This is a genomic window from Nonomuraea sp. NEAU-A123 (assembly GCF_018603905.1).
Classification (GTDB): domain Bacteria; phylum Actinomycetota; class Actinomycetes; order Streptosporangiales; family Streptosporangiaceae; genus Nonomuraea.
The window spans coordinates 248555-274739 of record NZ_JAHFZZ010000001.1 but is presented as its reverse complement, the minus strand read 5'-3'; the positions used below and the strand labels follow the sequence as shown (position 1 = coordinate 274739).

The window sequence follows — 26185 nt, the reverse complement described above, 5'->3', positions numbered from 1 at the left end:
CTGCTGTGCCTGTATACGCGGCCTACGGCAGCAACATGGACCCCGAGCAGATGGCCATGCGCGCCCCTCATTCCCCGATCCGGGGTGTGGGCTGGCTGCAGGGCTGGCGCCTGACGTTCGGCGGCGACGACATCGGCTGGGAGGGCTCGCTCTCCACCATCGTCGAAGACCCCGACGAGCACGTGTTCGTCGTCCTCTATGACGTGCCAGAGTTGGACGCCAACTCTCTCGACCAGTGGGAGGGCGCCGTCCGCGGCCTCTACCACAAGGTGCGGCTGCGGGTGCAGACCCTCGACGGCGAGCAGGTGGCCTGGTTCTACGTGCTCGACGGCTACGAGGGCGGCCTGCCCTCCGCCCGCTACCTGGGCATCCTGGCGGACGCCGCCGAGCGGGCGGGCGCCCCCGACGACTACGTCAAGGAGCTGCGGGGACGCCCCTGCAGATCGATCGGCGACTAGCTCAGCGGCTGGTCCTTGGTCTCCTTCAGCGCGAAGACGTACACCAGAGTGGAGACCAGGGCGAGCGCCGACATGTACCACGGGAAGAGTCCCGAGTTGCCCCCGTCCTTCAGCGCCGTGCCGATGAGCGGCGCGGTGCCACCGAAGATCGCGACGGTCAGCGAGTACGGGAAGCCCGCCCCCGCCGCCCGCACCCGGGTCGGGAACAGCTCGGAGTTGACCGCGGCCGAGACCGAGGTGAAGCAGCCGAGGAAGACCATGCCGAGGCACTGGATGAACAGCAGGCTGGAGAAGGAGTTCGTCAGCATGCCGAGCAGCGGCACCGGCAGGATCGTGAACGCCAGGCCGAAGGTGATCAGCATGGGCCTGCGCCCGATCCGGTCCGAGAGCATGCCGAGCAGCGGCTGCAGGATCATGAAGAAGACCAGCGAGATCGTGCTGACCGTGAGCGACTCGCCCTTGTCGAAGCCCACGTTCTGCTGGGCGTAGGTCGGCAGGAAGGTCGTCCAGGTGTAGTAGGCGACCGTGCCCGCCACGGTGATGCCGACGATCATCGCGGCCTTGGTCGGGTAGCGGACCAGGAACTCGAACAGGCCCGGACGCTCCGTCGTGCCCTCCTGGATCTCGCTGACCACCGCGCTGGTCTCCTCGGCGCCCTTGCGGATCCACAGGCCCACGAGGCTGATGACCGCGCCCACGACGAACGGGATGCGCCAGCCGTACGAGCTCATGTCGGCTTCTGCGAGGTTGGCGGCCAGCAGCGCGGCCAGGCCGGAGGCGAAGAGCTGGCCGATGGTGGTGCTGACGTACTGGAAGCTCGAGAACAACCCGCGGCGTCCGGGAGGTGCCGACTCGACCAGGAACGTGGTGGCGGCGGCGAACTCGCCGCCGACCGAGAGGCCCTGGATCAGCCGCGCCAGCGTCAGGATGATCGGCGCGAGCACGCCCGCCGCCTCATACGTCGGCGTGACCGCAAGCAGCAGCGAGCCACCGCCCATCAGGATGATCGTGAAGGTCATCGCAGCCTTGCGTCCGTACCGGTCGGCAAACGCGCCCACCAGCAGGCCGCCCAGCGGGCGCATGAAGAAACCGACCGCGAACACCGCGAAGGCGCTCAGCACCGGGACCAGACTGTTCGTGCCGGACTTGGGGAAGATCTGCTCGGCGAAGTAGACGGTCAGGAAGCTGTACGTGTACCAGTCGAACCATTCGACGACGTTGCCGATGCTTGCCGCCATGAGCTGGCGGACACGGCTCCGGGGGATGCCGATCGGCGATTGAGCTACAGGAGGTGTCGCCACGGGGGCTCCTTTGCTGACAACTGCGATGATGGCTTACTGTGCATTCGGGCGACCGAAACAGTCAAATGCCTCGGCACATATTTACAAACCCGACATAGAAACGGCTCCCTGTGGATGTTCTCGACCGGCGCCTGGTCGCCGCCCTCCAGATCAGCCCCCGCGCGTCGTGGGGCGAGATCGGCCGGGCCGTCGATGAGCACGAGCGCACGGTCGCGCGCCGGTTGCAGCGGCTGATCGCCGATGGCATGGTGCGCGTCACCGCGATCTATGACGACCTGCGTTCGGGCCACGGGCGACCCGTGCACCTGCACGTCCAGGTCCGTCCCGGTGCGGCGGCGCAGGTCGCCAAGGCGCTGGCCGACCGGCCCGACACACGCTCGGTCTACTCGCTGACCGGGGCGGCCGACCTCGCCTGCGAGCTGGTCGCCCGTACGCGCGACGAGCTGCACGACATCCTCACCGCGGAGATCAGCGAGATCGACGGGGTGCTGCAGACGCAGACGCAGGTCGTGCTCCACACGTTCAGGACCGTGGCCGAGTGGCACGCGCCCTACCTCAGCGAGCAGGAGGCCGCCCAACTCCGCCCGGCCATGCTCCATGATCCCCTTCCTGATCAGGACGGTCTTTCACCTCTGGAACAGGACATCGCCGAGCTGCTGGCCGGTGACGGCAGGATCGCCTTCACCGCGATCGCCGAGCGGCTCGACATCTCCGTACCCACTGCGCGCAGGCGGGTCTCCTCGCTGCTCGAACGGCGGCTCCTGCTGCTGCGGGCCGAGGTCGAGCCCGCGCTGCTCGGCCTGGAAGTGGAGGGCAAGCTCTGGCTCAAGGTCCGGCCGTACGGCCTCGACCGGGTCGGCCAGACGCTCGCGGCGCACCCCAGCGTGCGTTACTGTGCGGCCACGTCGGGCACGCATTCCCTGATCGTCCAGGTCGCGGTGGCCCATGAGGCCGACCTCTACCGTTTCCTGACGGGTGTCGTCGGCCCCCTCGACGAGGTCACCGACATGGACGTCACCCTCATCACCCGCGCCTACAAGCGCGGTCACCTCCACAAGTCCGGCCTGCTCACCCTGGAGAGGACACCATGACGCCCGCTGAGAACGAAGTCGCCGACCTCTGCGCCGAACTGATCCGCGTCGACAGCAGCAACTACGGGGACGGCACCGGCCCCGGTGAGCGGGCCGCCGCCGAGGCCGTCATGGCCAGGCTGGACGAGGTCGGCATCGAGGCCACCTACATCGAGAGCGAGCCGGGCCGGGGCAACGTCATCACCCGCGTCGAGGGCGCCGACCCGTCGCTGCCCGCGCTCCTGGTCCACGGCCACCTAGACGTGGTGCCGGCCAACGCGGCCGACTGGTCCGTCGACCCGTTCGGCGGCGAGGTGCGTGACGGCTACATCTGGGGCCGGGGCGCGGTGGACATGAAGGACATGGACGCGATGATGCTGGCCGTACTCCGGCAGCTCACCCGCGAGGGACGCAAGCCGCGCCGCGACCTGGTCTTCGCCTGGCTCGCCGACGAGGAGGCGGGCGGCACGTACGGCGCCAAGCACCTCACCAAGCACCACCCCGAGCTGTTCGAGGGCGTCACCGAGGCGATCAGCGAGGTGGGCGGCTACTCCCTGGAGGTCGACCCGTCGCTGCGGCTCTACCTGATCGAGACCGCGCAGAAGGGCCTCGGCTGGATGAAGCTCATCGCCGACGGCACCGCCGGGCACGGCTCGATGCTCAACACCGACAACGCGGTCACCGAGGTGGCCAAGGCCGTGGCCAGGGTCGGCGCGCACGAGTGGCCGATCACTCTCACCCCGACGGTCCGCCAGTTCCTCACCGAGGTCGCGGACGCGTTCGGCCTGCCCTTCGACGAGGACGACCCGGCCCCCCTCCTGGACAAGCTCGGACCGCTCGTCCGCTTCGTCGGCGCCACGCTGAACCACACCGCCAACCCGACCCAGCTCAACGCCGGCTACAAGTCGAACGTCATCCCCGGTCAGGCCACGGCAGTGATCGACGGCCGCTTCCTGCCCGGCCACGAGGATGAGTTCTTCAAGACCATCGACTCGCTGATCGGGCCGGGCGTACGCCGCGAGTTCGTGCACCACGACATCGCGCTGGAGACCACGTTCGACGGCGCCCTGGTCGAGTCGATGATCGCGGCGCTGAAGGCCGAGGACCCGGCCGCGCGAGCCGTGCCGTACTGCATGTCCGGCGGCACCGACAACAAGACGTTCTTCGCCGATCTGGGCGTGCGCGGGTTCGGGTTCGTGCCGCTGCGGCTGCCCGGGGACATGGACTTCGCGTCGATGTTCCACGGCGTGGACGAGCGGGTGCCGGTGGACGCCCTTCAGTTCGGGGTACGGGTGCTCGACAGGCTCCTCCTAAACTACTGACGTGAGCAACGACCCGTACACCCTGGCCGGAGCGGCCGCCGACGCGCTGAAGAGCGCGTCCGGCCTCGACACCTTCGACGTGGCCCTCGTCATGGGGTCCGGCTGGGTGCCGGCCGCCGACGCGATCGGCGAGACGGTCACGGAGATCCCCTTCACCGACCTGCCCGGCTTCTCGGCTCCGGCCGTGGCCGGGCACGGCGGCAAGATCCGCGTCATCCGCACCCCCGGCGGACGGCACGCGCTCGTCTTCCTCGGCCGCAGCCATCTCTACGAGGGCCGGGGCGTCGACACCGTCGTCCACGGCGTACGCACCGCCGCCGCCGCGGGTGTCGGCACGATCGTGCTGACCAACGCGGCGGGCGGTCTGCGCCCCGAGACGCAGCAGGTCGGCGACCCGGTGCTGATCAGCGACCACATCAACATGACCGGCGCCAACCCGATCACCGGCACCACGTTCATCGACCTCACCGAGGTCTACTCGCGGCGGCTGCGGGCGCTCGTCCACGAGGTCGACCCGACCATCGCCGAGGGCGTCTACGTGGCCTTCCGCGGCCCGACCTACGAGACGCCCGCCGAGATCCGCATGCTGCGCACGCTGGGCGGCGACCTGATCGGCATGTCCACCGTCCTGGAGGCCATCGCGGCCCGTGAGGCCGGTCTCGACGTGCTGGGCGTCTCCCTGGTCACCAACCCGGGGGCGGGGCTGGCGGACGAACCGCTCGACCACCAGGAGGTCCTGCGGGTCGGCCGCGAGACGGCGGCCCGCATGGGCACGCTGCTGTCCAAGATCGTGGACCGGCTCTGACCGGCGACCCGGTTCCCTCCTCCCCCGTGATCTCGCCGACCTGACTCGTGAGGCCCGACAGTGACCACCGATCCGACCCCCGACGCCTCCCCTGACGGACCCGGCTGGGCCTCCCCTGACCGACCGGCTGGGCTCTCCCTGACCGGCCCGGCTGGGCCCTTCCCTGACCGCCGACCCGACCCGCGAGGCCGACAGTGAGCGCTGACCTGGCCCGTGCGGCCCGTCTTTGGCTGGCTCAGGACTCCGATCCCGAGACCAGGGCCGAGCTGTCGGCCCTGCTCGAATCCGGCGACGACGAGGCGCTGCGTGACCGCTTCGGCGCCCGGCTCGAGTTCGGTACGGCCGGCCTGCGCGGCGAGCTGGGCGCCGGACCCAACCGGATGAACCGGGTGACCGTCATGCGGGCCGCGGCGGGTCTGGCCGAAGTGCTCGGCGCCGGCAGGCACGTCGTCATCGGCTACGACGCCCGCCACAAGTCCGACATGTTCGCCCGCGACACCGCGGCCGTCCTGACCGGTGCCGGACTGCACGCCTCACTGCTCCCCTGCCCGCTGCCGACCCCCGTGCTGGCCTTCGCCGTCCGCCACCTCGGCGCCGACGCCGGGGTGATGGTCACCGCCAGCCACAACCCGCCGCGCGACAACGGCTACAAGGTCTACTGGGGCGACGGCTCCCAGATCGTGCCGCCGATCGACGCCGAGATCTCCGCCGCCATCGAGGCCGTGGGCCGCGTCGACCAGTTGCCGCTCGACGGCCCCGGCACGTTCACCGAGCTGGGCGAGAGCATCATCGACGACTACATCGACGCGGTGACCGCGCTGCCGCTCGGCGACGCGCGCGAGCTGCGGGTCGCCTACACGCCGCTGCACGGCGTCGGATCGGCCACGCTGACCGGCGCGTTCCTGGCCGCCGGGTTCGAGAGCCCGATGGCCGTCGAGGAGCAGCGCAACCCCGACCCCGAGTTCCCTACGGTGGCGTTCCCCAACCCGGAGGAACCTGGCGCGATCGACCTGGCCGTGGCGCTGGCCGTCAAGATCAACGCCGATGTCGTGCTGGCCAACGACCCCGACGCCGACCGCTGCGCCGTGGCCGTGCCGCTGGGCGACGGCTCCTGGCGCATGCTGACCGGTGACGAGGTGGGCGGCCTGCTGGCCGAGCACGTGATCACGCACACGTCCGGCGATCGCATGGTGGCCACCACGATCGTCTCCTCGACACTGCTCGGCAAGATCGCCGCCGCCCACGGCGTCCGCTACGGCGAGACGCTGACCGGCTTCAAGTGGATCATCAAAGCGGGCCCCGGGCTGGTCTTCGGGTACGAGGAGGCGATCGGCTACAGCGTCGGCTCCGACGCCGGACTGCCGGTCCACGACAAGGACGGCATCGGCGCCGCCCTGACCGTGGCCGGCATCGCCGCAACGGCCAAGCGTGCCGGGCGGACCCTGCTCGACCTGCTCGACGACCAGGCCAGGCGTTACGGGCTGCACGCCACCGCGCAACTGTCCGTCCGGGTCGACGACCTGTCGCTCATCGCCGACGCCATGGCCCGGCTGCGCGCCGACCCCCCGGCCGCGCTCGGCGGGCGCGCAGTGGAGCGGGCCGACGATCTGAGCCTGGGTGATGGCGGGCTGCCGCCTACCGACGGGCTGCGCTACACGCTGTCCGGCGACGCCCGGGTGGTGGTCCGGCCTTCGGGGACCGAGCCCAAGCTCAAGTGCTACCTGGAGGTGGTCATCCCGGTGACCGGGCCGGTGGGTGATGCCCGGGCGCTGGCCGTACGAGAGCTCGACGCCCTGAAAGCCGACGTCGGCGCCGCACTCGGGCTCTAGGCACCACCCGGGATCGTCAGGCCAGGCGGAACTCCAGGTCGATGTCCCAGTTGTTGAGGTCGGGCTCGACGCGCGGGTCCGTCTGGTACATCTCCAGGCGGCAGCCTCAGTGCTCGGTGTCGCCGTTCCGCGTCATGTCCCACTTCAGGCCCTGCCCGTCCGCCCAGGTCAGGAGGTTCTCGATGACGCCGATGAGCTGGTCGGGGTGGCCGTGGTGGCGTACCGTCGCGTAGCGGCCGGCGGGCAGGTGAGCGGCGAAGATGTCCCCGTCGCCCGTCACCGGGGTCGCGACCGGCACGCCCGCCTCGACCTCCAGCCGGTCGGCCGGCATGTCGATGGAGAGGTACCTGAGGAACGGCGCTCCGGCGGGCGCCGCGCCGCGCTCGGCCAGCCAGCCGATCAGCTCGCCGATGCGGTCGGCCACCAGGCCGAAGGTGGTCATGCTGATGGTCCTGCGGATCCCCACGTAGGGGCGGTCGGGATGGTCAATGATGTTCGGCATTGTTCTGCCCTCCTTCACTTACCTAGACGAGGCGGGCCCCCGAAACTCATCGGCTAGACCGGCGCCACCTCGATCTGGAGCTCTGTCACCCATTCGGCCAGGTCGTCCGGGCAGTGCAGGTAGACCTCCCTGGCCAGGCCGCTGGACCGGTAGCCGTTCTCCTCGATCCAGTGCGCCAGTGCCTGGAACGTCGAGCCGACCTCCTCCATCGAGCCGTGGTGGATGATCGTCGCCGCCGTCTCGATGCGCGGCAGGGCGACGATCTGGAAGTCGTAACGGTCCGCTGGTTCCACCGGCACGGGGAACGCGGCGTGCACGGTGACCGCGCCGTCGTCTTCGGGGATGTAGTACGCGATGCCGGGACCCGGCGTGGTCACCTGTGCCGCCTCCAGCCGTTCGCAGAGCTCGCGGTACAGCGGCTGGATGACCGGGCCTATGTCCTCGCCCTCATAGCTGGCGGCCTTCGCGCTGAGCTCGGCGACCCTGATCGCGGCGACCTGCTTGAGCACGACCTCGTCCGTCTTCATGTGCCCCTCTGTCTCGATGGTCCGGAGCCTCGCCTCGACGCCGCGCAGCCTGGCCAGGTCGGCGCTGATCCGCGCCTCCAGTTGCGCTCGGCGCAGACGGACCATGCCGTGCAGCTCCTCCGTGCTCACCTTGTCGTCGAGGATCGTCCTGACCTGCTCCAGCGTGAAGCCGAGGTCCTTGATCGCGACGATGCGGTTGAGCCTGGACAACTGCGCCGCCTGGTATGAGCGGTAGCCGGTGGCCGGGTCCACGTGCGCGGGCCGCAGCAGCCCGATCGCGTCGTAGTGGCGCAGCATGCGTACGGACACGAGCCCGAGCCTGGCGAAGTCTCCAATGCTGAACATGACCCCTCCAGGTGTAGGGCCTGACACGGTGTCAGGGTCAACGCCATGGCGTCGCCTCGCACCTCTGGCTAGCCGATCACGACCGCCATCACCACGAGCGCGATCGCCGCGGCGAGCACCGCGAACGAGTCGATCGCCCAGCTCGCGCGGGCGGGCGGGGCCTCCACGTCACGGCGCCGGGCCGACTCCGCCCGCTCGGTGATCTGCTGCCCCACCCAGTCGGCGTGCGTCTTCCCCGCGAACGCCTCCGCCGCGGCCTGCTCCGCCTTGCTCAGCGTGGGCTCGGTCTTGAACCGACCGCGCTGCGGCCTGGGCGCGGACCGGCGCTGCGCCCTGGCCCGCTCGCGAGCCGTGCTCATCGGCGTCCACAGGCGCAACACCTGCTCGGCGCCGTAGCGGACATTGATGGTGTGGGCCACCACCACGTCGTTCACCGACGCCCAGGGCACGAACGTCGAGCGGAGCGGGTTGCGCCCCACCAGCCCCTCCTCGGTCACCACGGTCGCGGGCCGGAGCGCGACCAGGTAGACCACGGCGGTCAGCGCGCCCAGCACGGCACCCGCCACCAGCGAGGGCTTGCCGTTGTAGCGGGCGGTCAGATCCCAGATGTTGAAGGCGACGAACGCCAGCCACACCCAGCCGAGCACGAAGGCGGTCTTGGAGCGATAGGTCTGTTTCACGGCTGCCACTTCATCCGCGCGAACCCGGGCTTGATCACACCGTTGATCAGCGCCAGCCGTTCGTCGAACGGGATGAACGCCGACTTCATCGCGTTGACCGTGAACCACTGCAGGTCGTCCCAGCCATAGCCGAACGCCTCCACCAGCTTGTCGAACTCCAGCGACACGCTGGTGCGACTCATCAGCCGGTTGTCGGTGTTGACCGTCACCCTGAAGTGCAGGCGGCGCAGCAGCCCGATCGGGTGCTCGGCGATGGAGTCGGCGGCCCCGGTCTGCAGGTTGGAGGTGGGGCACATCTCCAGGGGGATGCGCTTGTCACGGACGTACGCGGCCAGGCGGCCCAGCTTGGCCGAGCCGTCGCCGGACACCGAGATGTCGTCGATGATCCGCACCCCGTGCCCGAGCCGGTCGGCGCCGCACCACTGGATGGCCTGCCAGATGGACGGCAAACCGAACGCCTCACCGGCGTGGATCGTGAAGTGCGCGTTCTCCCGCTGCAGGTATTCGAACGCGTCGAGGTGCCTGGTGGGCGGGTAGCCCGCCTCGGCACCGGCGATGTCGAACCCCACCACGCCGACATCCCGATAACGCACGGCCAGCTCGGCGATCTCCATCGACCGCGCCTGGTGCCGCATCGCGGTCAGCAGCGTGCCGACCTTGATCCCGCGCCCCTCGGAGCCCTGCTTGAACCCCTCAAGCACCGCCTCGACCACCTGATCGAGGCTGAGCCCCGTAGTGGTGTGCTGCTCGGGCGCGAACCGCACCTCGGCATAGACGACCCCGTCATCGGCGAGATCCTCGGCGCACTCGGCGGCGACGCGGGTCAGCGCCTCGCGCGTCTGCATGACGCCGACGGTGTGCTGGAACGTCTCCAGGTAGCGTTCGAGCGAGCCCGAGTCGGCCGCCGCCTCGAACCACTCCCGGAGATTGTCGGCGTCGGTGGTGGGCAACTCGCCATAGCCGCAGTCGCGAGCCAGCTCGACGATGCTCTCGGCCCGCAGGCCGCCGTCAAGATGGTCATGCAGCAGCACCTTGGGCGCCCGTCGGATCTCGTCAAGCGTGGGCCTCATCCGCCCATGATATGCGCCTTCGCCCCACGAACCTTTCGCTCCGACACGGCAGCCGACCGGCGGCATAATCATCGAACGTCCCGGCCAACACGCGGCCCGCGTTCACAGACAGGAAACCAACAGTGACCATCGACAAGATCGCCTGGATCCACCTGGAAGACGGCAAGATCCTCAGCACCCGATCACGAGGCAGGGACGTCTACTACATCCCCGGCGGCAAGCGCGAGCCGGGCGAAACCGACCTCGACACCCTCATCCGAGAGATCGACGAGGAACTCGCCGTCGCCATCATCCCGGCCAGCGCGACACACTTCGGCACCTTCCAGGCCCAGGCGCACGGCCACCCCAACGGGGTCACTGTCCAGATGACCTGCTACACCGCCGACTATCGAGGAACCCCGACCCCGAGCAGCGAGATCGAAGAACTCGGCTGGCTGACCTACGCCGACCGCGACCGCGTATCCCCCGTCGACCAGATCGTCTTCGACCACCTGCACCAGACGGGCCGGCTCGCGTAACCCGACAGTCCTCGGGCAGCCACGCGCCGGTGCGGCGAGGATCGGCGCGACGTGTGAAAGGGCCCGCCCACGTCCCAGGAAACCGGCTAAGAACACGCCGTAACGGCGCCCGACCCCGTGCGGGTCAGAGACCGTCTCCCTGGAGGTCCCCCGCCACGTACAGCGTTTGGGGGTGGGGGCGGCGGTGCCGTACAAGAACAAAATGTGGGTTAGGCGCGGTTGACTGTGTCCGGGGAGAAGGCGGGAAGGCAGACGGCGATGTATTCGGCGCCGTCGGGGCCGGTGCTGTAGCGGATCTTTTCGCCCGGGTCCGTGACCACGGATTGGCCGGCACTCACCTCGGTGGTGCCGTTCGCGTGTTCTACCAGGAGCGTGCCGCGCAGGACGACGGTGTACTCCGTGAACGAGGGCGTTTGGGCGGGCTCGTCCCAGCCGGGCGGGGCGACCATGTGGGCGATGGAGATCGCCTCGTCGCCACTGTTGACGCGGCCCACGTGCTCGTCAATGAGCTTGCCGCCGGGCACCGGGATGCGGGTCGCCGCCTCGATCTTTCTCACCACCAGGTCAGTGTGCCACGTCGATGATGAGCCGGTCAGGGCCAGTCTGCTCTTTGAGCTCAAACGCCGCCTGGTGGTCGAGCACGAGGCCGACGCCGACGTAGCCCTCGAAGTCGCCGGTCTTGACCACATGCGTCACGTTGCCGAGGTTGGCCGGGAAGATGGGGCCGCCCTTCCAGGTGGGCTCGCCCTTGGCGTTGTGGGCCTCGGCGGGGTTGAGGAGGATCTGGAGGTACGCGCCGCCGGGGACGTGGAAGTTCTTGCCCGAGCCGTCCTGGAGGAGTTTCTTTACCCATTGGGCGTTGTAGCCGGGCATGGCGCCTTTGAGGTCGATCACCACGCGGTCGTAGGTGTCGTGGGCGGCGTAGCGGACGGCCAGCACGAGCGCGGGGTCGCCGCCGCCGTGCTGTACGTCCACCTCGACCGTGCTCGTCGGCGACGCCGGCTGCTTGGCGTAGCTCGGCGTGGCCACAGCACTGGGCGTCGTCGATGGAGTGGCGGCCTCGGGCACCGCGCTCGTGGTGGCGCCGCCGGCCGTGCCGCCCGACGGGGTCGTACCGCACGCGGTCAGTACGGCGAGACAGGCGACAGCGACGAGAGCGGCGGCGCGGGCTGGTCGGAGCCCCGACGGCTGCCCGGGCGCGGATGACGGGCGCATACCAGAGTGATTCCCCAGTACAGGGGAGCACAAGCGGCCCCGCGCGGTACGCCACCGCGCGGGGCCGAACAAACGAATCGGTCAGACCGTCTCGAAGACCTTGGCGTCCTCCGGCTCGGCCACCACCGGCTTCCGTGCCCGCAGCCCGGTGGCCGAGATCGCCACCCCCACCAGCGCCAGCACCAGCGACACCACGATCGCCGAGCGCAGCGTGTCGATCGACAGGGTGGTACCGCCCGAGGAGAGCACCGCCGAGACCGCGGCGAGCACGATCGCGCCGCCCACCTGTCCGGAGGTGTTGAGCAGGCCGGAGGCCAACCCCTGCTCGTCGTCGTTCACGCCGTTCGTGGCCTGGATGTTCAGCGGCGCGAACGACAGCGCGAACGCGATCCCCAGCAGCAGCATGCCGGGAATGACCAGACCGCCCAGGCTGGGCCGCTCGTCGATGCCCAGGAACATCGCGTAACCACCGGCCAGCGCGGCCGCGCCGATGATGGTCAGCTTGGTGGTGCCGAACCTGTCGGCGAAGTCGCCCATCTTGGTCGAGGTGATCGCGACGAGCAGTCCGGCGGGCAGGAACGCCAGCGCGGTGCCCAGGGCCGACCAGCCGAGCAGGTTCTGGAAGTACTGCATGGCCACGAACTGGAAGGCCACGTAGGAGCCCATCAGGATGAGCAGCCCCAGGTTCGCCCGGACGAGCGAGCCTGAGCGCAGGATGCCGAGCCGGACCAGCGGGTGCTTCATCCGCAGCTCGGCGAGGACGAACAGGCCGAGCAGCGCGACGACGGCGACCAGCGAGCCGATCGTGCGCAGCGAGGTCCAGCCGGCCTCGGGCGCCTGGACGACGGTGAAGACGAGCAGCAGCATCGAGGCGGTGATCAGCACGGCGCCGATCAGGTCGTGGCCGCCTTCGGCCCGCTCCTCCGCGCTGCGCGGCAGCACCTTGAGCGCGGCGACCAGCGCGATGATCGCGACCGGCACCGGCATCAGCAGCGTCCAGCGCCAGCCGATCTCGGTCAGGAGGCCGGACAGCACCAGCCCGAGCGAGTAGCCACTGGCGCCACACGCGGTGAAAATGCTGAGCGCCTTGTTGCGCTCAGGGCCCTCGGGAAACGTGGTCGTGATGATCGAAAGCGCGGCCGGCGCGGTGAAGGCGGCAGCCACCCCCTTCACGAACCTGGCCACGATCAGCAGGGTGCCGTCGTCCACCAGCCCACCGAGCAACGACGCCACGGCGAAGACACCCAGCGCGACCAGGAACACCCTGCGTCGCCCGAGCAAGTCGGCAGTCCTGCCGCCCAGCAACAGAAGACCGCCATAACCGAGCACGTAGCCGCTGACAACCCACTGCAGAGAAGAGGTAGAAAGGCCCAGATCATGCTGGATGGCGGGCAGTGCCACGCCGACCATCGACACATCCAGGGCATCAAGGAAGATCACTGCACAGAGCACGGCGAGCGCGCCCCAACGGGATGAAGAAGAGGACATGGGTCAGTACATTACATGCATCCGCATCTAATGCAACAGCATTTAATTCCGTTGCATAAGTTTTAGCGAAGTGGTAACCTCCGCGTCATGGACGAGGAGTTCGTGGTCGGGACCTGGCACTACGTCCTGGCCAAGCACGCCAAAGCGATGTGCTCGCTGGAACGCGAGCTGGGTGACAAGCACGGCCTGGGGCCGAGCGAGTTCGAGGTGCTGGACCGAATCGTCCATCACGACAGGGAGCTCCGGATCCAGGAGCTCTGCGACGAGGTCCATCTGAGCCAGAGCGCGCTGTCCAGGGTCGTGGCGCGGCTGGAGAAGTCTCAGCTGGTCTCGCGCGGCGTGTGCGCCCAGGACCGCCGCGGCGTCTTCGTCTGCATCACGGACGCGGGCAGACAGCGCCACCGGGAGGCTCTCCCGACGCAGCGCGCCGTGCTCGCCGACGTGTTCACCGACGCACCCGCGTTCGCCCGCTGACTTCGAACAGCGCTCTTACGAGGACGCAGACGGGCGGCTAGGCCGTGATCCGGTCCATCACCAGAGGCAGCACCTCAGTGCTCGCCGCCCCGACCTCGTAGCCACCCCGCAACGCCTCCAAGGCCCGTTCGAAGCGAGCCGTCTCGTCCGCGTGCAGCGTCATCAGTGGCTGCCCCTCACGAACGAGGTCCCCCGGCTTGGCATGCAGCATGATGCCCGCGCCGAACGACACCGGATCCTCCTTACGAGCCCGGCCCGCCCCCAACCGCCAGGCCGCCAGGCCGACGGCATAGGCGTCCAGGCGCGACAGGACACCCGAGGAAGGCGCCTCGACCACCATGGTCTCCGCCGCCTTGGGCAGGATCGCGTCCGGGTCGCCGCCCTGAGCGGTGATCATCCGGCGCCAGGCGTCCATCGCCGATCCGTCCGCCAGCGCCTCCGCCGGGTCCCGGCCGGAGATCCCGGCCGCCTCCAGCATCTCGCGCGCCAGCCGTACGGTGAGCTCCACGACGTCCGGCGGCCCGCCGCCCGCGAGGACCTCGACCGACTCCTGGACCTCCAGGGCGTTGCCCACGGCGCGGCCCAGCGGGCGGTCCATCGCGGTGAGCAGGGCGACCGTGCGCACGCCCGCGTCGGTGCCCAGCGCGACCATGGTCTCGGCCAGCTCGCGGGCCCGCTCCGGCGTCTTCATGAACGCCCCGGAGCCCACCTTGACGTCGAGCACCAGCGACCCGGTGCCCTCGGCGATCTTCTTCGACATGATCGACGAGGCGATGAGCGGGATCGACTCGACCGTGCCCGTGACATCGCGCAGCGCGTACAGCTTCTTGTCGGCCGGAGCCAAGCCCGAGCCGGCGGCGCAGACGACCGCGCCCGCCGACCGCAGCACCGAGAGCATCTCGTCGTTGGACAGCGAGGCCCGCCAGCCGGGGATCGACTCCAGCTTGTCGAGGGTGCCGCCGGTGTGGCCGAGGCCGCGGCCCGAAAGCTGCGGGACGTAGGCGCCGCACGCGGCCACCAGCGGGGCGAGCGGCAATGTGATCTTGTCGCCGACGCCGCCGGTGGAGTGCTTGTCGGCGGTGGGCCGGTCGAGCGCGGACCAGTCCATCCGCTCGCCCGAGCGGATCATCGCCTGCGTCCAGCCGGCGATCTCGCGCCGGTTCATGCCGTTCAGCAGGATCGCCATGGCCAGCGCGGACATCTGCTCGTCGGCCACCTCGCCACGGGTGTAGGCGTCGATCACCCAGTCGATCTGGGCGGCCGACAGCTCGCCACCGTCGCGCTTGGCGACGATGACCTCGATGGCGTCCATCAGGCGGACCTGGACAGGTCATCCGGGCCGAACGCGTAGGGCAGGATCTCGGCCATCCGCTTCGGCCCATCTATGGTCTCGACCAGCAGTTCCTCGCCGCCGAACTCGAACAGCAACTGCCGGCAGCGCCCGCACGGCATCAGCAGCTCACCGTGGCCGTCCACGCAGGTGAAGGCCACCAGCCGGCCGCCGCCGGACAACTGCAGCGCCGAGACCAGCCCGCACTCGGCGCACAGGCCCAGGCCGTAGGAGGCGTTCTCGACGTTGCAGCCGGTGACGACGCGGCCGTCGTCCACGACCGCCGCCGCCCCCACGGGGAACTTGGAGTAGGGCGCGTACGCGTGGTGCATGGCCTCGATGGCCTCAGCGCGCAGGCCGTCCCAGTCGACGTTCAATGCTGTTCCCCCCGGCGATAGCGCACGCCGTCGGCCTTGGGCATCCGCAGTCGCTGCGAAGCCACCAGGAGCACGAGCAGCGTGAGCACGTGTGGTGTGATGAAGACGAACTCGTTCGGCAGCTGGTCGACGGTCAGCCACAGCCAGATCAGCACGATCATGCCCCCGGCGGCTGCCGCGATCAGGTTGTACTCCCTGGTGCCCCTGGCCACCATCTCCGCGGGCTGGCCGGACGACAGCAGCGCGCGCACCTTGGCGGCGATGTAGATGAGCAGCAGTATGGCGCCGAACAGGAAGAACGACGTGACGGGCGAGCGGGCCCCGGAGCTGCGCAGTTGCAGACCGTCGGCGTACCCGAACAGCGCGGCGCCCGCGGCCAGCCCGCCGGGCCGCCAGTTGCCGAAGATCATGGCGGCCAGGCCGATGAACCCGCGGCCCGCGGTCTGGCCCTCGACGTACTTGGTGGTGACGAAGACCAGGAACACGCCGCCGAGCCCGGCGAAAGCGCCGGAGATGACCACGGCAACGTACTTGATCAGGTAGACGTTCACGCCCAGCGACTCGGCCGCCCACGGGTTCTCGCCCGCCGAGCGCAGCCGCAGGCCGAACGCCGTACGCCAGAGCACGAAGAACGTCAGCGGGAACAGCAGCACCGCCAGGATCACCAGCACGTTCACCTCGTGCGTGAGCCCGCGCAGGATGCCCGCGAGGTCGGAGACCAGGAACCAGTGGGTGCGCTCCAGGCTGCCGAGCCAGTCGGGACCCGTCGAGAACAGCGGCAGGCTGGGCTGGGGCGCCTCCGAAGACATGGCCGGCGAGGTGGTGATGCCCGCGCCCGCCGCGGCCGCGGCGGTGCCCTCCTTGTAGAAGACCTCCGACAGGAAGCGGGTGATGCCGGGGCCGAGCAGGTTGATGGCGACGCCGCTGATGATGTGGTCGACGCCGAACGTCACGGTCGCGACCGCGTGGATGAGACCGCCGAGCGCGCCCGCGACCAGGCCGGCGACCAGCGCCGCCATGAAGCCCCACTGGTATCCGGCCCAGCCGGCGAACCAGGTGCCGAGCACCATCATGCCTTCGAGGCCGATGTTGACCACGCCCGCCCGCTCGGCCCAGAGGCCGCCGAGCCCGGCCAGGCCGATCGGCACCGACAGCATCAGCGCCGCGTTGAACGTGCCGGACGAGGTGATGTCGTCCTGCCCGGACATGACGCGGACCAGCGACATCAGCAGGATGAGCACGGCCACGCCGATGAGCGCCATGTGATACCGGCTGAGCTTGCTCATGCTGCCACCTCAACGGGAGTGTTCCTGCCGAGCTGCTGAGCGGCCCGCCGTTCCTCGCGCCGCAGCGCGATCCTGCTGGTGATCTCGTTGGCGATGACCACGAGCAGCACGATCGTGCCCTGCATGATCATGATGACCGAGGGCGGCACGTTGGCGAACTGCAGCGGGCCCTGCGCCCGGTCCAGGAAGCCGAACAGCAGCGCCGCGACCGCGATGCCACCGGGTTTGTTCCGGCCGAGCAGTGCCACGGCGATGCCCAGGAAGCCCAGACCGGGGGTGAAGTTGGAGCCGAAGGAGTGCTTGTCGCCGAGGATCTCCGGCATGCCGATCAGCCCGGCGATCGCGCCGGAGAGCACCATCGCGGAGATGACCATCTTCTTCGGGTTGACGCCGGAGGCCAGCGCGGCCGAGGCGTTGAGGCCGCTGGCCTTGACGTCGAAGCCGAACCGGGTCCGCTCCAGCACCACCCAGAGCACGACGCCCAGCACGATGGCCACCAGCAGGAAGCCCCAGAGCCCGCCGCCGCGAGGGGCGGGCAGCCCGAACATCTCGAACACGACATTGAGGTTGGGGAACCAGGCCGACTGGGGCAGCGTGGGCGTCGTGGTGGTGAGCACGCCCTTGGCCCGCTCCCCCGTGAAGGGGCCGCGGACGAGGAAGGCGGCCAGGTTGATCGCGATGTAGTTCAGCATGATCGTGGAGATGACCTCGTTCACCCCCCGGGTCACCTTCATCACGGCGGGGATCAGCGCGTAGAAGCCGCCCACGGCCATCGCCACCACCATGATCATGGGGATCTGGATCCAGGCGGGCGCCGCGAAGGTGGAGCCGACGTACGCGGCGCAGACGGCCGCGATCCGGTACTGGCCCTCCACACCGATGTTGAAGAGGTTCATCCGGAACCCGACGGCCACCGCCAGGCCCGCGATGAACAGCGGCACGGCCCGGTTGAGCATGGTCACGATGCCGTTGACCACCGCCCGCTCGGTCTCGCCGAAGTCGAAGAAGGCGGCGAACGCGGCCTCGGGGCTGGCCCCCGCCGCGCTGATCGCCACACTGGAGATCACGATCGCCAGGATGATGGCCGCGATGGCGCCGGCGATCGTCAGCAGCGCCCGGTAGAGCCCGGCGGGCATCACGTCTCCTCAGTACTGGTGATGGCGCCGGTCATGTAGCCGCCCAGCCGTTCGGGCGTGACGTCGGACGGGTCGAGGCGGGCGACGAGCCGGCCCCGGTAGATCACCCGCAGCGTGTCGGACAGCCCGATGAGCTCGTCGAGGTCGGCCGAAATCAGGAGTACGGCCAAGCCCGCGGCCCTGGCGTGACGCAGGTGGTCCCAGATCGCGGCCTGCGCGCCCACGTCGACGCCACGGGTGGGGTGGGCGGCGATGAGGAACTTGGGCTCACCGCTCATCTCCCGACCGACGATCAGCTTCTGCTGGTTACCGCCCGACAGGGCCAGCGCCAGCGTGTCGACGCCCGGCGTGCGGACGTCGTAGTCCTTGATGATGCGTTCGGTGTCGGCCCTGGACGCCCGCCGGTTGATCCAGATGCCCGAGCGCGCGGGCGGCCTGGTCTGGTGGCCGAGCACCCGGTTCTCCCAGAGCGATGCCTCCAGCAGCAGACCCTGGCGGTGGCGATCCTCCGGGATGTAGCCGATGCCCGACTCGCGGCGTTTGAGGGTGGACCAGGCGCTGAGGTCGGCGCCGTCGAGCGTGATGTCGCCGTGCACGGGCCGCAGGCCCATGATGGCCTCGATCAGCTCGGACTGGCCGTTGCCCTCGACCCCGGCGATGCCGAGGATCTCGCCCTTGCGGATCTCGAACGACACGTCGTCGAGGAGCAGCCGCCGGCCCTCCTCGCGCAGTTTCTCGACGTACAGCGCGACCGACGTGCCTTTGGGCACCGGGCGGAAGCCGTCGGCCTCCATGGTCAGGCCCGACACCGTCAGCGCCACGTCCTCGGTCACCGTGGACTCGCGGGTCTCCGGCGTGGGCAGCTCGCTGCCGACCATGAGCTCGGCGAGCTGCCGCGCGGTGACCTGGCCGGGGTCGACGCTGGCGACCGTGGTGCCGCGCCGGATCACGGTGATCGCGTCGGCGATGTTGAGCACCTCGTCGAGCTTGTGCGAGATGAAGATGACCGTCAGCCCTTCGGCCTTGAGCTCGCGCAGGTTGTCGAAGAGCTCGTCGACCTCCTGGGGTACGAGCACCGCGGTCGGCTCGTCGAGGATCAGGATGCGCGCGCCGCGATAGAGGACCTTGAGGATCTCGACCCGCTGCCGGTCGCCGACACCGAGGTCCTCCACGAGCCGGTCGGGATCCACGCGCAGGCCATGGCGGGCGGCCAGCTCGGTGATGCGCGCGCGGGCCCCGGCGGCGTCGAGCATGCCGACCTTCTTCGGCTCGGCGCCGAGGACGATGTTCTCCAGCACGGTAAAGTTGTCGGCCAGCATGAAGTGCTGGTGCACCATGCCGATGCCCGAGGCGATGGCGTCGCTCGGTGTCCGGAAGGCCACTTCCTCGCCGTTCACCTTGATGGTGCCCTCGTCCGGCTTCTGCATGCCGTAGAGGATCTTCATCAGGGTGGACTTGCCGGCGCCGTTCTCTCCGACGATCGCGTGCACCGTGCCGGGTTCGACGGTGATGCGGATGTCGTGGTTGGCGACGACGCCGGGGAAGCGTTTGGTGATGCCCTCCAGCTCCACGGCGGGTTGCACCGCGGCGACGGTGTCGGCGTTCACTGGTCGCTCACCGCTCCTCAATCGCTCCGCTCATTGGTGTGAGGGATAGGCCGAGGGCCCGGGGTCGGGTTGGACTCCGGGCCCTCGATCAACGTTCCTATCTCAATTACGGCTTGGACGGAACCGTGATTTTGCCGTCGATGATGTCCTGCTTTGCGGCGTCCAGCTTGTCCTTGATGTCGTCGATCTCGCCACCGGTGGTGGCCAGGCCCACGCCGTCGACCTTGAGGTCGTAGATGGTGTTGCTACCACCCTTGGCGCCGCCCTGGAACGCCTTGATGAACTCGAACACGCCGACGTCCACGCGCTTGAGCATCGAGGTCATGATGACCGACTGCAGGTCGGTCTCCTTGACCGTCTGGCGCTGGTCGGAGTCGACGCCGATGGCCTTCTTCTTGGCCGCGGCCGCCGCCTGGAACACGCCCAGACCCGAGTCGCCGGCGGCGTGGTAAACGATCTCCGCGCCGTCCTGGTACATCTTCTCGGCCGCGACCTTGCCCTTGTCGGGGGCCTTGAAGCCGCTGAAGTCACCGTCGGGGGTCAGGTACTTGACGTCGATCTTGGCGTCCTTCTTGACCGACTTCACGCCGGCGTCGAAGCCTGCCTGGAACTTCTTGATCAGGTCGTTCTCGACACCGCCGACGAAGCCGACGTGGCCGCTCTTGGCCTTGAGCGCCGCGGCGACGCCCGCCAGGTAGGAGCCCTGCTCCTCGGCGAACAGCAGGCCGGTGACGTTGGCCGCGTTCGAGGCGGAGTCGACGACGGCGAACTGGATCTCCGGGTATTCCTCGGCCGTCTTCTTGATGTCGTCGCCATAGGCGAAGCCGACACCGATGATCGGGTTGTAGCCCGCGTCGGCCAGCTGGCGAAGGAGCTCGCCGCGGTTGGAGCCGTCGGCCGCCGGGCTCAGCTCCTTGATGTCGGCGCTGAGATCGGTCTTGGCCTTCTCCAGGCCCGCGTAGGCGGCGTCGTTGAAGGACTTGTCGCCACGGCCGCCGACGTCGAAAGCGAGTCCCACCTTGAGCGCGCCGGACTTCGGCGCCTCACTGCTGGCCGCGGAGCTGGGTGCCGCGCTGGACGTGGCATCCCCTCCGGTACCGCCGCTGCCGCCACAGGCCGCGGCCGCCATGAGCATGGCACCGGCGGCTACTGAGCCGGTCGCCATCCTGCCGAATCGCTTGCTGAGCAAGGCGACTCCCTTCCATTTCCCCGCCGTCAAACTTCATCGCGGGCGCGAAGAAATGTACGGCAACCCTGCACGGAAGATAGTTGGTTGACCAGGGCGGACAAAACCGGCACACAGGGTCGCAACCGCTCCGTTATCGACATCAGTCGCGTCCGTGACCTGAATCTGCGGATGCGAGTCGGGGACCGGCACCCGAAACTTTGCCCAACCTTGAAGGCAGGGGGGCCCTTGCCGTCCGGCCGATCATGGCAGAGATTCACTGATCAACGGTGGATATTTCATCCTGGAGCCCTCATGCATCCTTGGAAGGCCATGATCATGCCCATGGCCGCGGTCCTTCTCGCGGCCATGGGCACGGCGCCCGCCACAGCGGGCACATCGGCCGCCGCGGTGGCCGCTCCCACCATCACGATCGAGAACAACGCCACCCAGCCCGTCTTCTCCCGCGCCGACGCCGTCAGGCAGACGGTGTACGTCGAGGTCGCGGGGACGGACAGCGACAGCGACGGCCTGCCCGACCGCGTCGCCGTGGACATCCTGCGCCCGAAGGAGACCGACGAGGGCCTGAAGGTCCCGGTCATCATGGAGGCCAGTCCCTACTACGCCGGCGGCAACGACGTGCCGAACCACGTGGTGGACGTGGACGAGAACGGCAACCCGCTGCCGACCCTGCGCGTGTTCGCCAACAAGCTGGCGGCCGAGCCGTTCGACGGCTACTACGACAACTACTTCCTGCCCCGCGGCTACGCGATCGCGCTGGTCGAGAACCTGGGCAGCGGCCGCGCCACCGGCTGCCCCACCACCGGCGACCGCAACGAGACGGCCGGCCCGAAGGCCGCGATCGACTGGCTGAACGGCCGCGCGAAGGGCTTCACCCCGACGGGCGAGCCCGTCTCGGCCACCTGGTCGACCGGGAACGTGGGCATGATCGGCGTCTCCTACAACGGCACGCTGCCCAACGCGGTCGCCTCGACGGGCGTCGAGGGCCTGAAGACGATCGTGCCGATCGCCGCGATCTCCTCCTGGTACGACTACTACCGGGCGAACGGCGGCGTGGTCGCGGCGGGCGGCTTCCAGGGCGAGGACGCGGACGTGCTGGCCAAGTACGTGCTCACCCGCGCCGACGGCCAGCAGGTCTGCGGACCCGTCATGGACTACCTGACGGCGACCCAGGACCGGATCAGCGGCGACTACAGCCGCTTCTGGAACGCCCGCAACTACCTCAACGACGTGAACAAGGTCAAGGCCAGCGTCTTCCTCGTGCACGGCCTCAACGACTGGAACGTCAAGACCAAGCAGTTCGCCCAATGGTGGTACGCCCTGTCGAAGCGCCACGTGCCCCGCAAGATCTGGCTGCACCAGGGCACCCACATGAGCCCCTTCAACCTGCGCACCGTCGAATGGCTCCGGCAACTGCACGGCTGGTTCGACTACTGGTTGTACGGGATCGACAGCGGCATCATGCGGGAGCCCCAGGCGGACGTCGAAATCGCCCCCGGCGAGTGGGGCACTCACAGATCGTGGCCACTTCCGGCCACCAAGCCCGTAGCCCTCCATCTCGGCTCCGGCTCGAAGCTGAGCCTCTTCCCGGAGCGCTCGCCCCGCGAATCCTTCGTCGACCAGAAGACCCGCACCGCCGAACAACTCGTGGAAACGGCCCCCGCCCCTGACCCCAACCGCCTGGCCTACCTGACTCCGGAGTTGCCGGCGGACGTCCGGATCTCCGGCACCCCGGAGATCTCACTCCGCGCCGCCCGCGACGCCGGCCCCTCCCCCTATCTCACGGCCCTGCTGGTCGACTACGGCACGGACACGAGAGCGGACGGAACCCTGGTCGCGACCGGCGAAACCCTCTGCTACGGCCAAGGCATCCCAGGCGACACGGGCTGCACGGCATTGCGCAGGCTGGGCACCGCGACGACCCCCTACAAGATCGTTTCAAGAGGCTGGCTGGACATCAGAAACCGCCACAACCCAGCACGCACAGAAAGCGTCACCCCATCAAGGGACTACACCTTCACCTGGGACTTCCAGCCAAAGGACTACCGCTTCAAGCAGGGCCACAAGATCGGCTTGATCATCACCTCAACCGACCACGACTACACCCTGCGCTACCCAGAAGGCAGCAAATTCACGATCGACCCGGCCCACTCATCACTGATCCTGCCGGTGACCAAGCCCTAGGGCGGCCAGGGCCAAGAAAGCGCACGTCACGGCGCCCAGCCCCGTAAACCCCAGGAGCGTGCCCCTGGAAAGAGGCCAGCCCCGCCCAGAAGGGTGGGGCTGGCCCATGCTGGCCGTAACAGAAAATTAGGCGAGTATTGAGTCCACGACCGGCTCCCAGAGCGCGGTCAGGGCGGTGGCGGACATCAGGCGGACGCCCATGGAGATGGCCGCCTCGTCGACGTCGAAGGTCCCCTGGTGGATGTCGTACGTGACGCCGCCGGGCGAGCGCGTGCCGAGGCGGGCGAGCGCCCCCGGGATCGACTCCAGGTACCAGGCGAAGTCCTCGCCGCCGAGCGACTGCTGCGTGGGCACCACCGCGCCCGGCCCCAGCGCCCGCTCGACCGCCTCGGCCAGCATGTCGACGCTCATCTCGTCGTTGACGACGGGCGGCACGCCGCGGGTGTATTCCATCGTCGCCTCGATCCCGTACGCGCTGGCGACCGACTCCAGCAGCGACTTGATCAGGTCGGGCGCGGCGTGCCAGGCGTTCTCGTCGAGGCAGCGCACGGTGCCTTCGGCCACGCCCTCGTCGGGGATGGCGTTGGCCGCGGTGCCGGCCTCCACCTTGCCCCAGACCAGGCTGAGCGAGGAGCGCGGGTCCACCCGGCGCGAGAGCGCGGCGGGCAGCTCGGTGAGCACCTTGGCGAGGGCGAAGACCAGGTCGGCGGTGAGGTGCGGCCGGGCCGTGTGGCCGCCGGGACCCGACACCCTGATGACCAGCTTGTCGCAGGCGGAGGTGATCGGGCCGGGCTTGAGCCCGACCTGGCCGAGGTCGACGCGCGGGTCGCAGTGGAGGCCGAAGATGCGCTCCACGCCGCTGATGCCGCCGTGCGCCATGACCTCCAGCGCGCCGCCGGGAAGCTCCTCGGCGGGCTGGAAGATCAGCCGGACCCGGCCGGGCAGCAGGCCGGCGGCGGCCTGCTGGGCGAGGAAGATCGAGGTGCCGAGCAGGATCGCGGTGTGCACGTCGTGGCCGCACGCGTGGCAGGCGCCAGGGACGGTCGAGCGGTAGGGCACGTCCTTCTCGTCGTGCAGCGGCAGCGCGTCGATGTCCGCGCGCAGCGCGACCGTCGGACCGTCTCCACTGCCCACGTCGCAGATCAGGCCGGTGCCGCGTGGCAGCACCGACGGCATCAGCCCGGCGGCGGTGAGCCGCTCGGCGATGCGCTGCGTCGTGCGATATTCGGCGAAGGCCAGCTCAGGATGCATGTGCAAGTCGCGGCGGAACGCCACCAACTCCTGATCAGTCTCCGTCAGGAACGCGTCGAGTTCCCCCCGAAGCTCACGTCCCCGCATGAGTCACCGTCCCGTCCAATTGCCACGCGATCGTCGACTGCCCGAAGTCGCACGGCTTATAGCGCCGTAAATCGTCCTTTGGCATCGCTGAGGCCAGCTGTCCGGTCAGAGCAGCCGTCCGGCGAAAATGCCGCACCCACAGGTTTCGGTGCCAGAGATCGTCAGCACGGGGTTGTGATCCCCTCCTGAGGACAACCCACTGCGGAAACACGGCGGTCGGCCATGAACCCGAAGGCGATGGACCAACTTTATCTCTTAGGCGCGGCTTCGCGCCGACAGATACCCCGAAAGTCGGCCGACTGCATGCCCGTAACCGCAGGTCGTCACCGTGCGTGAGGGCTCGGCTGACCCGAAAAATAGTCACAAGGGATCATTAGTTGGTGACCCGCGGACGCCACTTCCAAACGTGGTCAAGGATTTCGAATCCTGTCACCTCCCGTCATGGTCATGACACTCCGACGATGGATGCTTTCGCATAGACTGCGTGTTTCACTCGCAATATGATCACTAAAATCCCGTTCGGGGAGAAGTATGCCGGGTTGAGCATCTTCGAGCCGAGCGAGGGGACCCTAGTGGTCGTGCCCTCGCTCTCCCTCCCGCAGGATGAGCTCCGCCGCATCACCGGGGCGAGGTGCTACGAGGAGCGGCTGCTCTTCCTCCTGCTCACGCTCCGCGAACCCGGCGTCAAGGTGGTCTACCTCTCCTCCGCGCCCATCGATCCGGACATCATCGCCTACTACTTCAGCTTCCTGCCCGATCCGGATGACGCCGCCAAGCGGCTGCGCCTGATCAGCCTCGACGACCCGCACTCGCAGCCGCTGACCAGAACCCTGTTCTCGCGGCCCGAGGTCCTCGAACAGCTACGCGAGGCGATCGACGGCGACGCGTGGATGGTGCCGTTCGTGCTGAGCGAGCTGGAGGAGGAACTGGCCTCGTTCCTGAACATTCCCGTCTACGGCCCGGCCACGTCGCTCGCCTATTACGGCTCCAAGAGCGGCTCCCGCGAGGTCGGTCAGGAGGCCGGCGTGCCGATGGCCCGCGGCTTCGGCGACCTGCACTCCCTGGCCGAGATCGAGGACGCCATCGAGTCGCTGCCGGGCGAGCGGGTGATGGTCAAGCTGAACGACGGCTACTCGGGCCTCGGCAACGCCATCGTGACCAAGGGCGACCCATCTCGGACGAGCTTCTCCGCGTACGGCGAGACCTGGAAGAGCTTCACCACGAAGATCCGCGAGCGCGGCGCGGTGGTCGAGGAGTTCATCGAGCAGCGCCCGCTCCACTACCCCAGCGCGCTGGCCCGCATCACGCCCGGCGGGCAGCACTACGTCATCGCCACCCACGACCAGGTGCTCGGCGGCGCCAACAACGACGTCTACCAGGGCTGCACGTTCCCGGCGGCGCCGGAGTACCGCGACGAGGTGGGCGCGTCGGCCGAGCGGATCGCCCGCATCATGGCGGAGCGGGGCGTGGTGGGGCTGTTCGGCATGGACTTTTTCGCGCTGGAGACCGACGCCGGCTACGCGGCGCTGCTGTGCGAGGTCAACCTGCGGATCGGCGGCACCACGCATCCCTTCGGCGCCACCGTGCTGACCACCGGCGCCTCTTACGACCCGGCCACCGGCCTGCTCATGGCCGGCGACCAGCCCAAGTACTACACCGCGACCGACAACTGCGCGGCCGGCTGCCTACGCGGGCGCTCCCCCGGCCAGGTCGTCCGGATGCTCGAGCAGCTCGGTCTCGGCTTCGATCGCGCCCGTCGTACCGGAAACGTCTTCCACCTGCTCGGGGCGATCCCCGAGCACGGCAAGCTCGGCTTCACCACGATCGGTAACTCCCGCGAGGAGGCCGACGAGTTGCACCGGCTCACCTGTCGCGCGCTCTGCGGAGCCCCTTCCAGCCGATGACGCCCAGCACGATCGCGAGTATGAGGTTCACTCCGATCAGGATGCCGTGCACCACGTAGAAGCTCGTGGGATGGCCGTCTTGCAGGTTAAACCCGAGGTTGACCCACTCGAACACCATGAACACGCCGAGCAATATGAGGAATCCGGCGATCTTTCGCGACATGACCACTTCTCTAGTATCAGGCGCCGAGCATCGGGGGATGTGTCGGCACATGTGCAATGACACGAAGCTA

25 protein-coding genes are annotated in these 26185 nt (G+C 68.9%); 9 read left to right on the top strand and 16 right to left on the bottom strand.

The window, feature by feature from the left end; translation table 11 throughout:
- Positions 1-5 precede the first annotated feature (5 nt).
- Positions 6-458, top strand: coding sequence for a gamma-glutamylcyclotransferase (locus KLK06_RS01345; protein WP_214633402.1), 453 nt, complete (start codon positions 6-8; stop codon positions 456-458).
- On the opposite strand, the gene KLK06_RS01340 is transcribed toward KLK06_RS01345, so the two are convergent.
- Positions 455-1759, bottom strand: a complete 1305-nt coding sequence (locus tag KLK06_RS01340; RefSeq protein WP_308168052.1) for an MFS transporter — start codon at positions 1757-1759, stop codon at positions 455-457. The two genes, KLK06_RS01345 and KLK06_RS01340, sit on opposite strands and share 4 nt — an antisense overlap.
- Before the next feature lie 110 nt (positions 1760-1869).
- Between KLK06_RS01340 and KLK06_RS01335 the strand changes: the two genes are divergently transcribed.
- From KLK06_RS01335 to KLK06_RS01320, 4 genes are all read left to right on the top strand, one after another.
- Positions 1870-2850: an Lrp/AsnC family transcriptional regulator gene (locus tag KLK06_RS01335; RefSeq protein WP_214633401.1), complete on the top strand. Its 981-nt coding sequence runs from the start codon at positions 1870-1872 to the stop codon at positions 2848-2850.
- Positions 2847-4151, top strand: a complete 1305-nt coding sequence (locus KLK06_RS01330) for a M20/M25/M40 family metallo-hydrolase (protein ID WP_214633400.1) — start codon at positions 2847-2849, stop codon at positions 4149-4151. The genes KLK06_RS01335 and KLK06_RS01330 overlap by 4 nt, the downstream gene beginning before the upstream one ends.
- A 1-nt stretch (position 4152) precedes the next feature.
- Positions 4153-4956 carry a purine-nucleoside phosphorylase gene (locus KLK06_RS01325; RefSeq protein WP_214633399.1) on the top strand — a complete coding sequence of 268 codons (804 nt, stop codon included), beginning with the start codon at positions 4153-4155 and terminating at the stop codon, positions 4954-4956.
- A gap of 194 nt (positions 4957-5150) precedes the next feature.
- A complete protein-coding gene (locus KLK06_RS01320) occupies positions 5151-6785 on the top strand; it encodes a phospho-sugar mutase (RefSeq protein ID WP_214633398.1) in 1635 nt (544 codons plus the stop codon).
- A gap of 106 nt (positions 6786-6891) precedes the next feature.
- On the opposite strand, the gene KLK06_RS01315 is transcribed toward KLK06_RS01320, so the two are convergent.
- The 4 genes from KLK06_RS01315 to KLK06_RS01300 form a co-directional block, all read right to left on the bottom strand.
- Positions 6892-7287 (bottom strand): GyrI-like domain-containing protein, encoded by a 396-nt coding sequence (locus tag KLK06_RS01315; protein WP_214633397.1) that lies wholly within the window; start codon positions 7285-7287, stop codon positions 6892-6894.
- 53 nt (positions 7288-7340) lie between these two features.
- The gene (locus KLK06_RS01310) at positions 7341-8159 is read right to left on the bottom strand and encodes a MerR family transcriptional regulator (RefSeq protein WP_214633396.1); all 819 of its coding nucleotides are present in this window, start codon (positions 8157-8159) and stop codon (positions 7341-7343) included.
- 68 nt (positions 8160-8227) lie between these two features.
- Complete coding sequence (locus tag KLK06_RS01305) at positions 8228-8839, bottom strand: PH domain-containing protein (RefSeq protein WP_214633395.1); 612 nt, start codon at positions 8837-8839, stop codon at positions 8228-8230.
- Positions 8836-9909: an adenosine deaminase gene (locus KLK06_RS01300; RefSeq protein WP_214633394.1), complete on the bottom strand. Its 1074-nt coding sequence runs from the start codon at positions 9907-9909 to the stop codon at positions 8836-8838. The genes KLK06_RS01305 and KLK06_RS01300 overlap by 4 nt, the downstream gene beginning before the upstream one ends.
- 122 nt (positions 9910-10031) lie before the next feature.
- On the opposite strand from KLK06_RS01300, the gene KLK06_RS01295 reads away from it, so the two are divergent.
- Positions 10032-10427, top strand: a complete 396-nt coding sequence (locus tag KLK06_RS01295; protein ID WP_214633393.1) for an NUDIX domain-containing protein — start codon at positions 10032-10034, stop codon at positions 10425-10427.
- A gap of 209 nt (positions 10428-10636) precedes the next feature.
- Here the strand turns inward: KLK06_RS01295 and KLK06_RS01290 are convergent, their stop codons facing one another.
- The 3 genes from KLK06_RS01290 to KLK06_RS01280 form a co-directional block, all read right to left on the bottom strand.
- Positions 10637-10987, bottom strand: a complete 351-nt coding sequence (locus KLK06_RS01290) for a cupin (RefSeq protein WP_214633392.1) — start codon at positions 10985-10987, stop codon at positions 10637-10639.
- Positions 10988-10991: 4 nt separating this feature from the next.
- Positions 10992-11642, bottom strand: a complete 651-nt coding sequence (locus tag KLK06_RS01285; protein WP_214633391.1) for a hypothetical protein — start codon at positions 11640-11642, stop codon at positions 10992-10994.
- A gap of 81 nt (positions 11643-11723) precedes the next feature.
- Complete coding sequence (locus KLK06_RS01280) at positions 11724-13130, bottom strand: MFS transporter (protein ID WP_214633390.1); 1407 nt, start codon at positions 13128-13130, stop codon at positions 11724-11726.
- Between the two features lie 87 nt (positions 13131-13217).
- Here KLK06_RS01280 and KLK06_RS01275 point away from each other — a divergent pair, with 87 nt between their 5' ends.
- Complete coding sequence (locus tag KLK06_RS01275) at positions 13218-13604, top strand: MarR family winged helix-turn-helix transcriptional regulator (RefSeq protein ID WP_214633389.1); 387 nt, start codon at positions 13218-13220, stop codon at positions 13602-13604.
- Between the two features lie 37 nt (positions 13605-13641).
- On the opposite strand, the gene KLK06_RS01270 is transcribed toward KLK06_RS01275, so the two are convergent.
- The 6 genes from KLK06_RS01270 to KLK06_RS01245 form a co-directional block, all read right to left on the bottom strand.
- Positions 13642-14916 carry a thymidine phosphorylase gene (locus KLK06_RS01270; protein WP_214633388.1) on the bottom strand — a complete coding sequence of 425 codons (1275 nt, stop codon included), beginning with the start codon at positions 14914-14916 and terminating at the stop codon, positions 13642-13644.
- Complete coding sequence (locus tag KLK06_RS01265) at positions 14916-15311, bottom strand: cytidine deaminase (RefSeq protein ID WP_214633387.1); 396 nt, start codon at positions 15309-15311, stop codon at positions 14916-14918. The genes KLK06_RS01270 and KLK06_RS01265 overlap by 1 nt, the downstream gene beginning before the upstream one ends.
- Positions 15308-16597 (bottom strand): ABC transporter permease, encoded by a 1290-nt coding sequence (locus tag KLK06_RS01260; RefSeq protein ID WP_214633386.1) that lies wholly within the window; start codon positions 16595-16597, stop codon positions 15308-15310. Before KLK06_RS01260 ends, KLK06_RS01265 begins: the two co-directional genes overlap by 4 nt.
- A complete protein-coding gene (locus KLK06_RS01255) occupies positions 16594-17733 on the bottom strand; it encodes an ABC transporter permease (RefSeq protein ID WP_214633385.1) in 1140 nt (379 codons plus the stop codon). The genes KLK06_RS01260 and KLK06_RS01255 overlap by 4 nt, the downstream gene beginning before the upstream one ends.
- On the bottom strand, positions 17733-19340 hold the full coding sequence (locus KLK06_RS01250) for an ABC transporter ATP-binding protein (RefSeq protein ID WP_214633384.1): 1608 nt from the start codon (positions 19338-19340) through the stop codon (positions 17733-17735). Before KLK06_RS01250 ends, KLK06_RS01255 begins: the two co-directional genes overlap by 1 nt.
- Positions 19341-19446: 106 nt before the next feature.
- Positions 19447-20529 carry a BMP family protein gene (locus KLK06_RS01245; RefSeq protein ID WP_214633383.1) on the bottom strand — a complete coding sequence of 361 codons (1083 nt, stop codon included), beginning with the start codon at positions 20527-20529 and terminating at the stop codon, positions 19447-19449.
- A 321-nt stretch (positions 20530-20850) separates the two neighbouring features.
- On the opposite strand from KLK06_RS01245, the gene KLK06_RS01240 reads away from it, so the two are divergent.
- Positions 20851-22710, top strand: a complete 1860-nt coding sequence (locus KLK06_RS01240) for a Xaa-Pro dipeptidyl-peptidase (protein ID WP_250904728.1) — start codon at positions 20851-20853, stop codon at positions 22708-22710.
- Positions 22711-22836: 126 nt separating this feature from the next.
- On the opposite strand, the gene KLK06_RS01235 is transcribed toward KLK06_RS01240, so the two are convergent.
- Entirely contained in the window at positions 22837-24048 is a 1212-nt protein-coding gene (locus KLK06_RS01235) for a M20 family metallopeptidase (RefSeq protein WP_214633381.1), read from the bottom strand.
- 500 nt (positions 24049-24548) lie between these two features.
- Here KLK06_RS01235 and KLK06_RS01230 point away from each other — a divergent pair, with 500 nt between their 5' ends.
- Positions 24549-25952 carry a peptide ligase PGM1-related protein gene (locus KLK06_RS01230; protein WP_214633380.1) on the top strand — a complete coding sequence of 468 codons (1404 nt, stop codon included), beginning with the start codon at positions 24549-24551 and terminating at the stop codon, positions 25950-25952.
- Here KLK06_RS01230 and KLK06_RS01225 read toward each other — a convergent pair.
- Positions 25912-26115, bottom strand: a complete 204-nt coding sequence (locus KLK06_RS01225) for an SCO4848 family membrane protein (protein WP_250904727.1) — start codon at positions 26113-26115, stop codon at positions 25912-25914. The two genes, KLK06_RS01230 and KLK06_RS01225, sit on opposite strands and share 41 nt — an antisense overlap.
- Positions 26116-26185: the final 70 nt, after the last annotated feature.

Coding starts and splice junctions, on each gene's coding strand:
- KLK06_RS01270 (WP_214633388.1), bottom strand. CDS start 14,916: ATGGACGCCATCGAGGTCATCGTCGCCAAGCGCGACGGTGGCGAGCTG.
- KLK06_RS01230 (WP_214633380.1), top strand. CDS start 24,549: ATGATCACTAAAATCCCGTTCGGGGAGAAGTATGCCGGGTTGAGCATC.
- KLK06_RS01330 (WP_214633400.1), top strand. CDS start 2,847: ATGACGCCCGCTGAGAACGAAGTCGCCGACCTCTGCGCCGAACTGATC.
- KLK06_RS01285 (WP_214633391.1), bottom strand. CDS start 11,642: ATGCGCCCGTCATCCGCGCCCGGGCAGCCGTCGGGGCTCCGACCAGCC.
- KLK06_RS01240 (WP_250904728.1), top strand. CDS start 20,851: ATGGCCGCGGTCCTTCTCGCGGCCATGGGCACGGCGCCCGCCACAGCG.
- KLK06_RS01235 (WP_214633381.1), bottom strand. CDS start 24,048: ATGCGGGGACGTGAGCTTCGGGGGGAACTCGACGCGTTCCTGACGGAG.
- KLK06_RS01225 (WP_250904727.1), bottom strand. CDS start 26,115: ATGTCGCGAAAGATCGCCGGATTCCTCATATTGCTCGGCGTGTTCATG.
- KLK06_RS01280 (WP_214633390.1), bottom strand. CDS start 13,130: ATGTCCTCTTCTTCATCCCGTTGGGGCGCGCTCGCCGTGCTCTGTGCA.
- KLK06_RS01260 (WP_214633386.1), bottom strand. CDS start 16,597: ATGAGCAAGCTCAGCCGGTATCACATGGCGCTCATCGGCGTGGCCGTG.
- KLK06_RS01300 (WP_214633394.1), bottom strand. CDS start 9,909: ATGAGGCCCACGCTTGACGAGATCCGACGGGCGCCCAAGGTGCTGCTG.
- KLK06_RS01255 (WP_214633385.1), bottom strand. CDS start 17,733: ATGCCCGCCGGGCTCTACCGGGCGCTGCTGACGATCGCCGGCGCCATC.
- KLK06_RS01275 (WP_214633389.1), top strand. CDS start 13,218: ATGGACGAGGAGTTCGTGGTCGGGACCTGGCACTACGTCCTGGCCAAG.
- KLK06_RS01315 (WP_214633397.1), bottom strand. CDS start 7,287: ATGCCGAACATCATTGACCATCCCGACCGCCCCTACGTGGGGATCCGC.
- KLK06_RS01310 (WP_214633396.1), bottom strand. CDS start 8,159: ATGTTCAGCATTGGAGACTTCGCCAGGCTCGGGCTCGTGTCCGTACGC.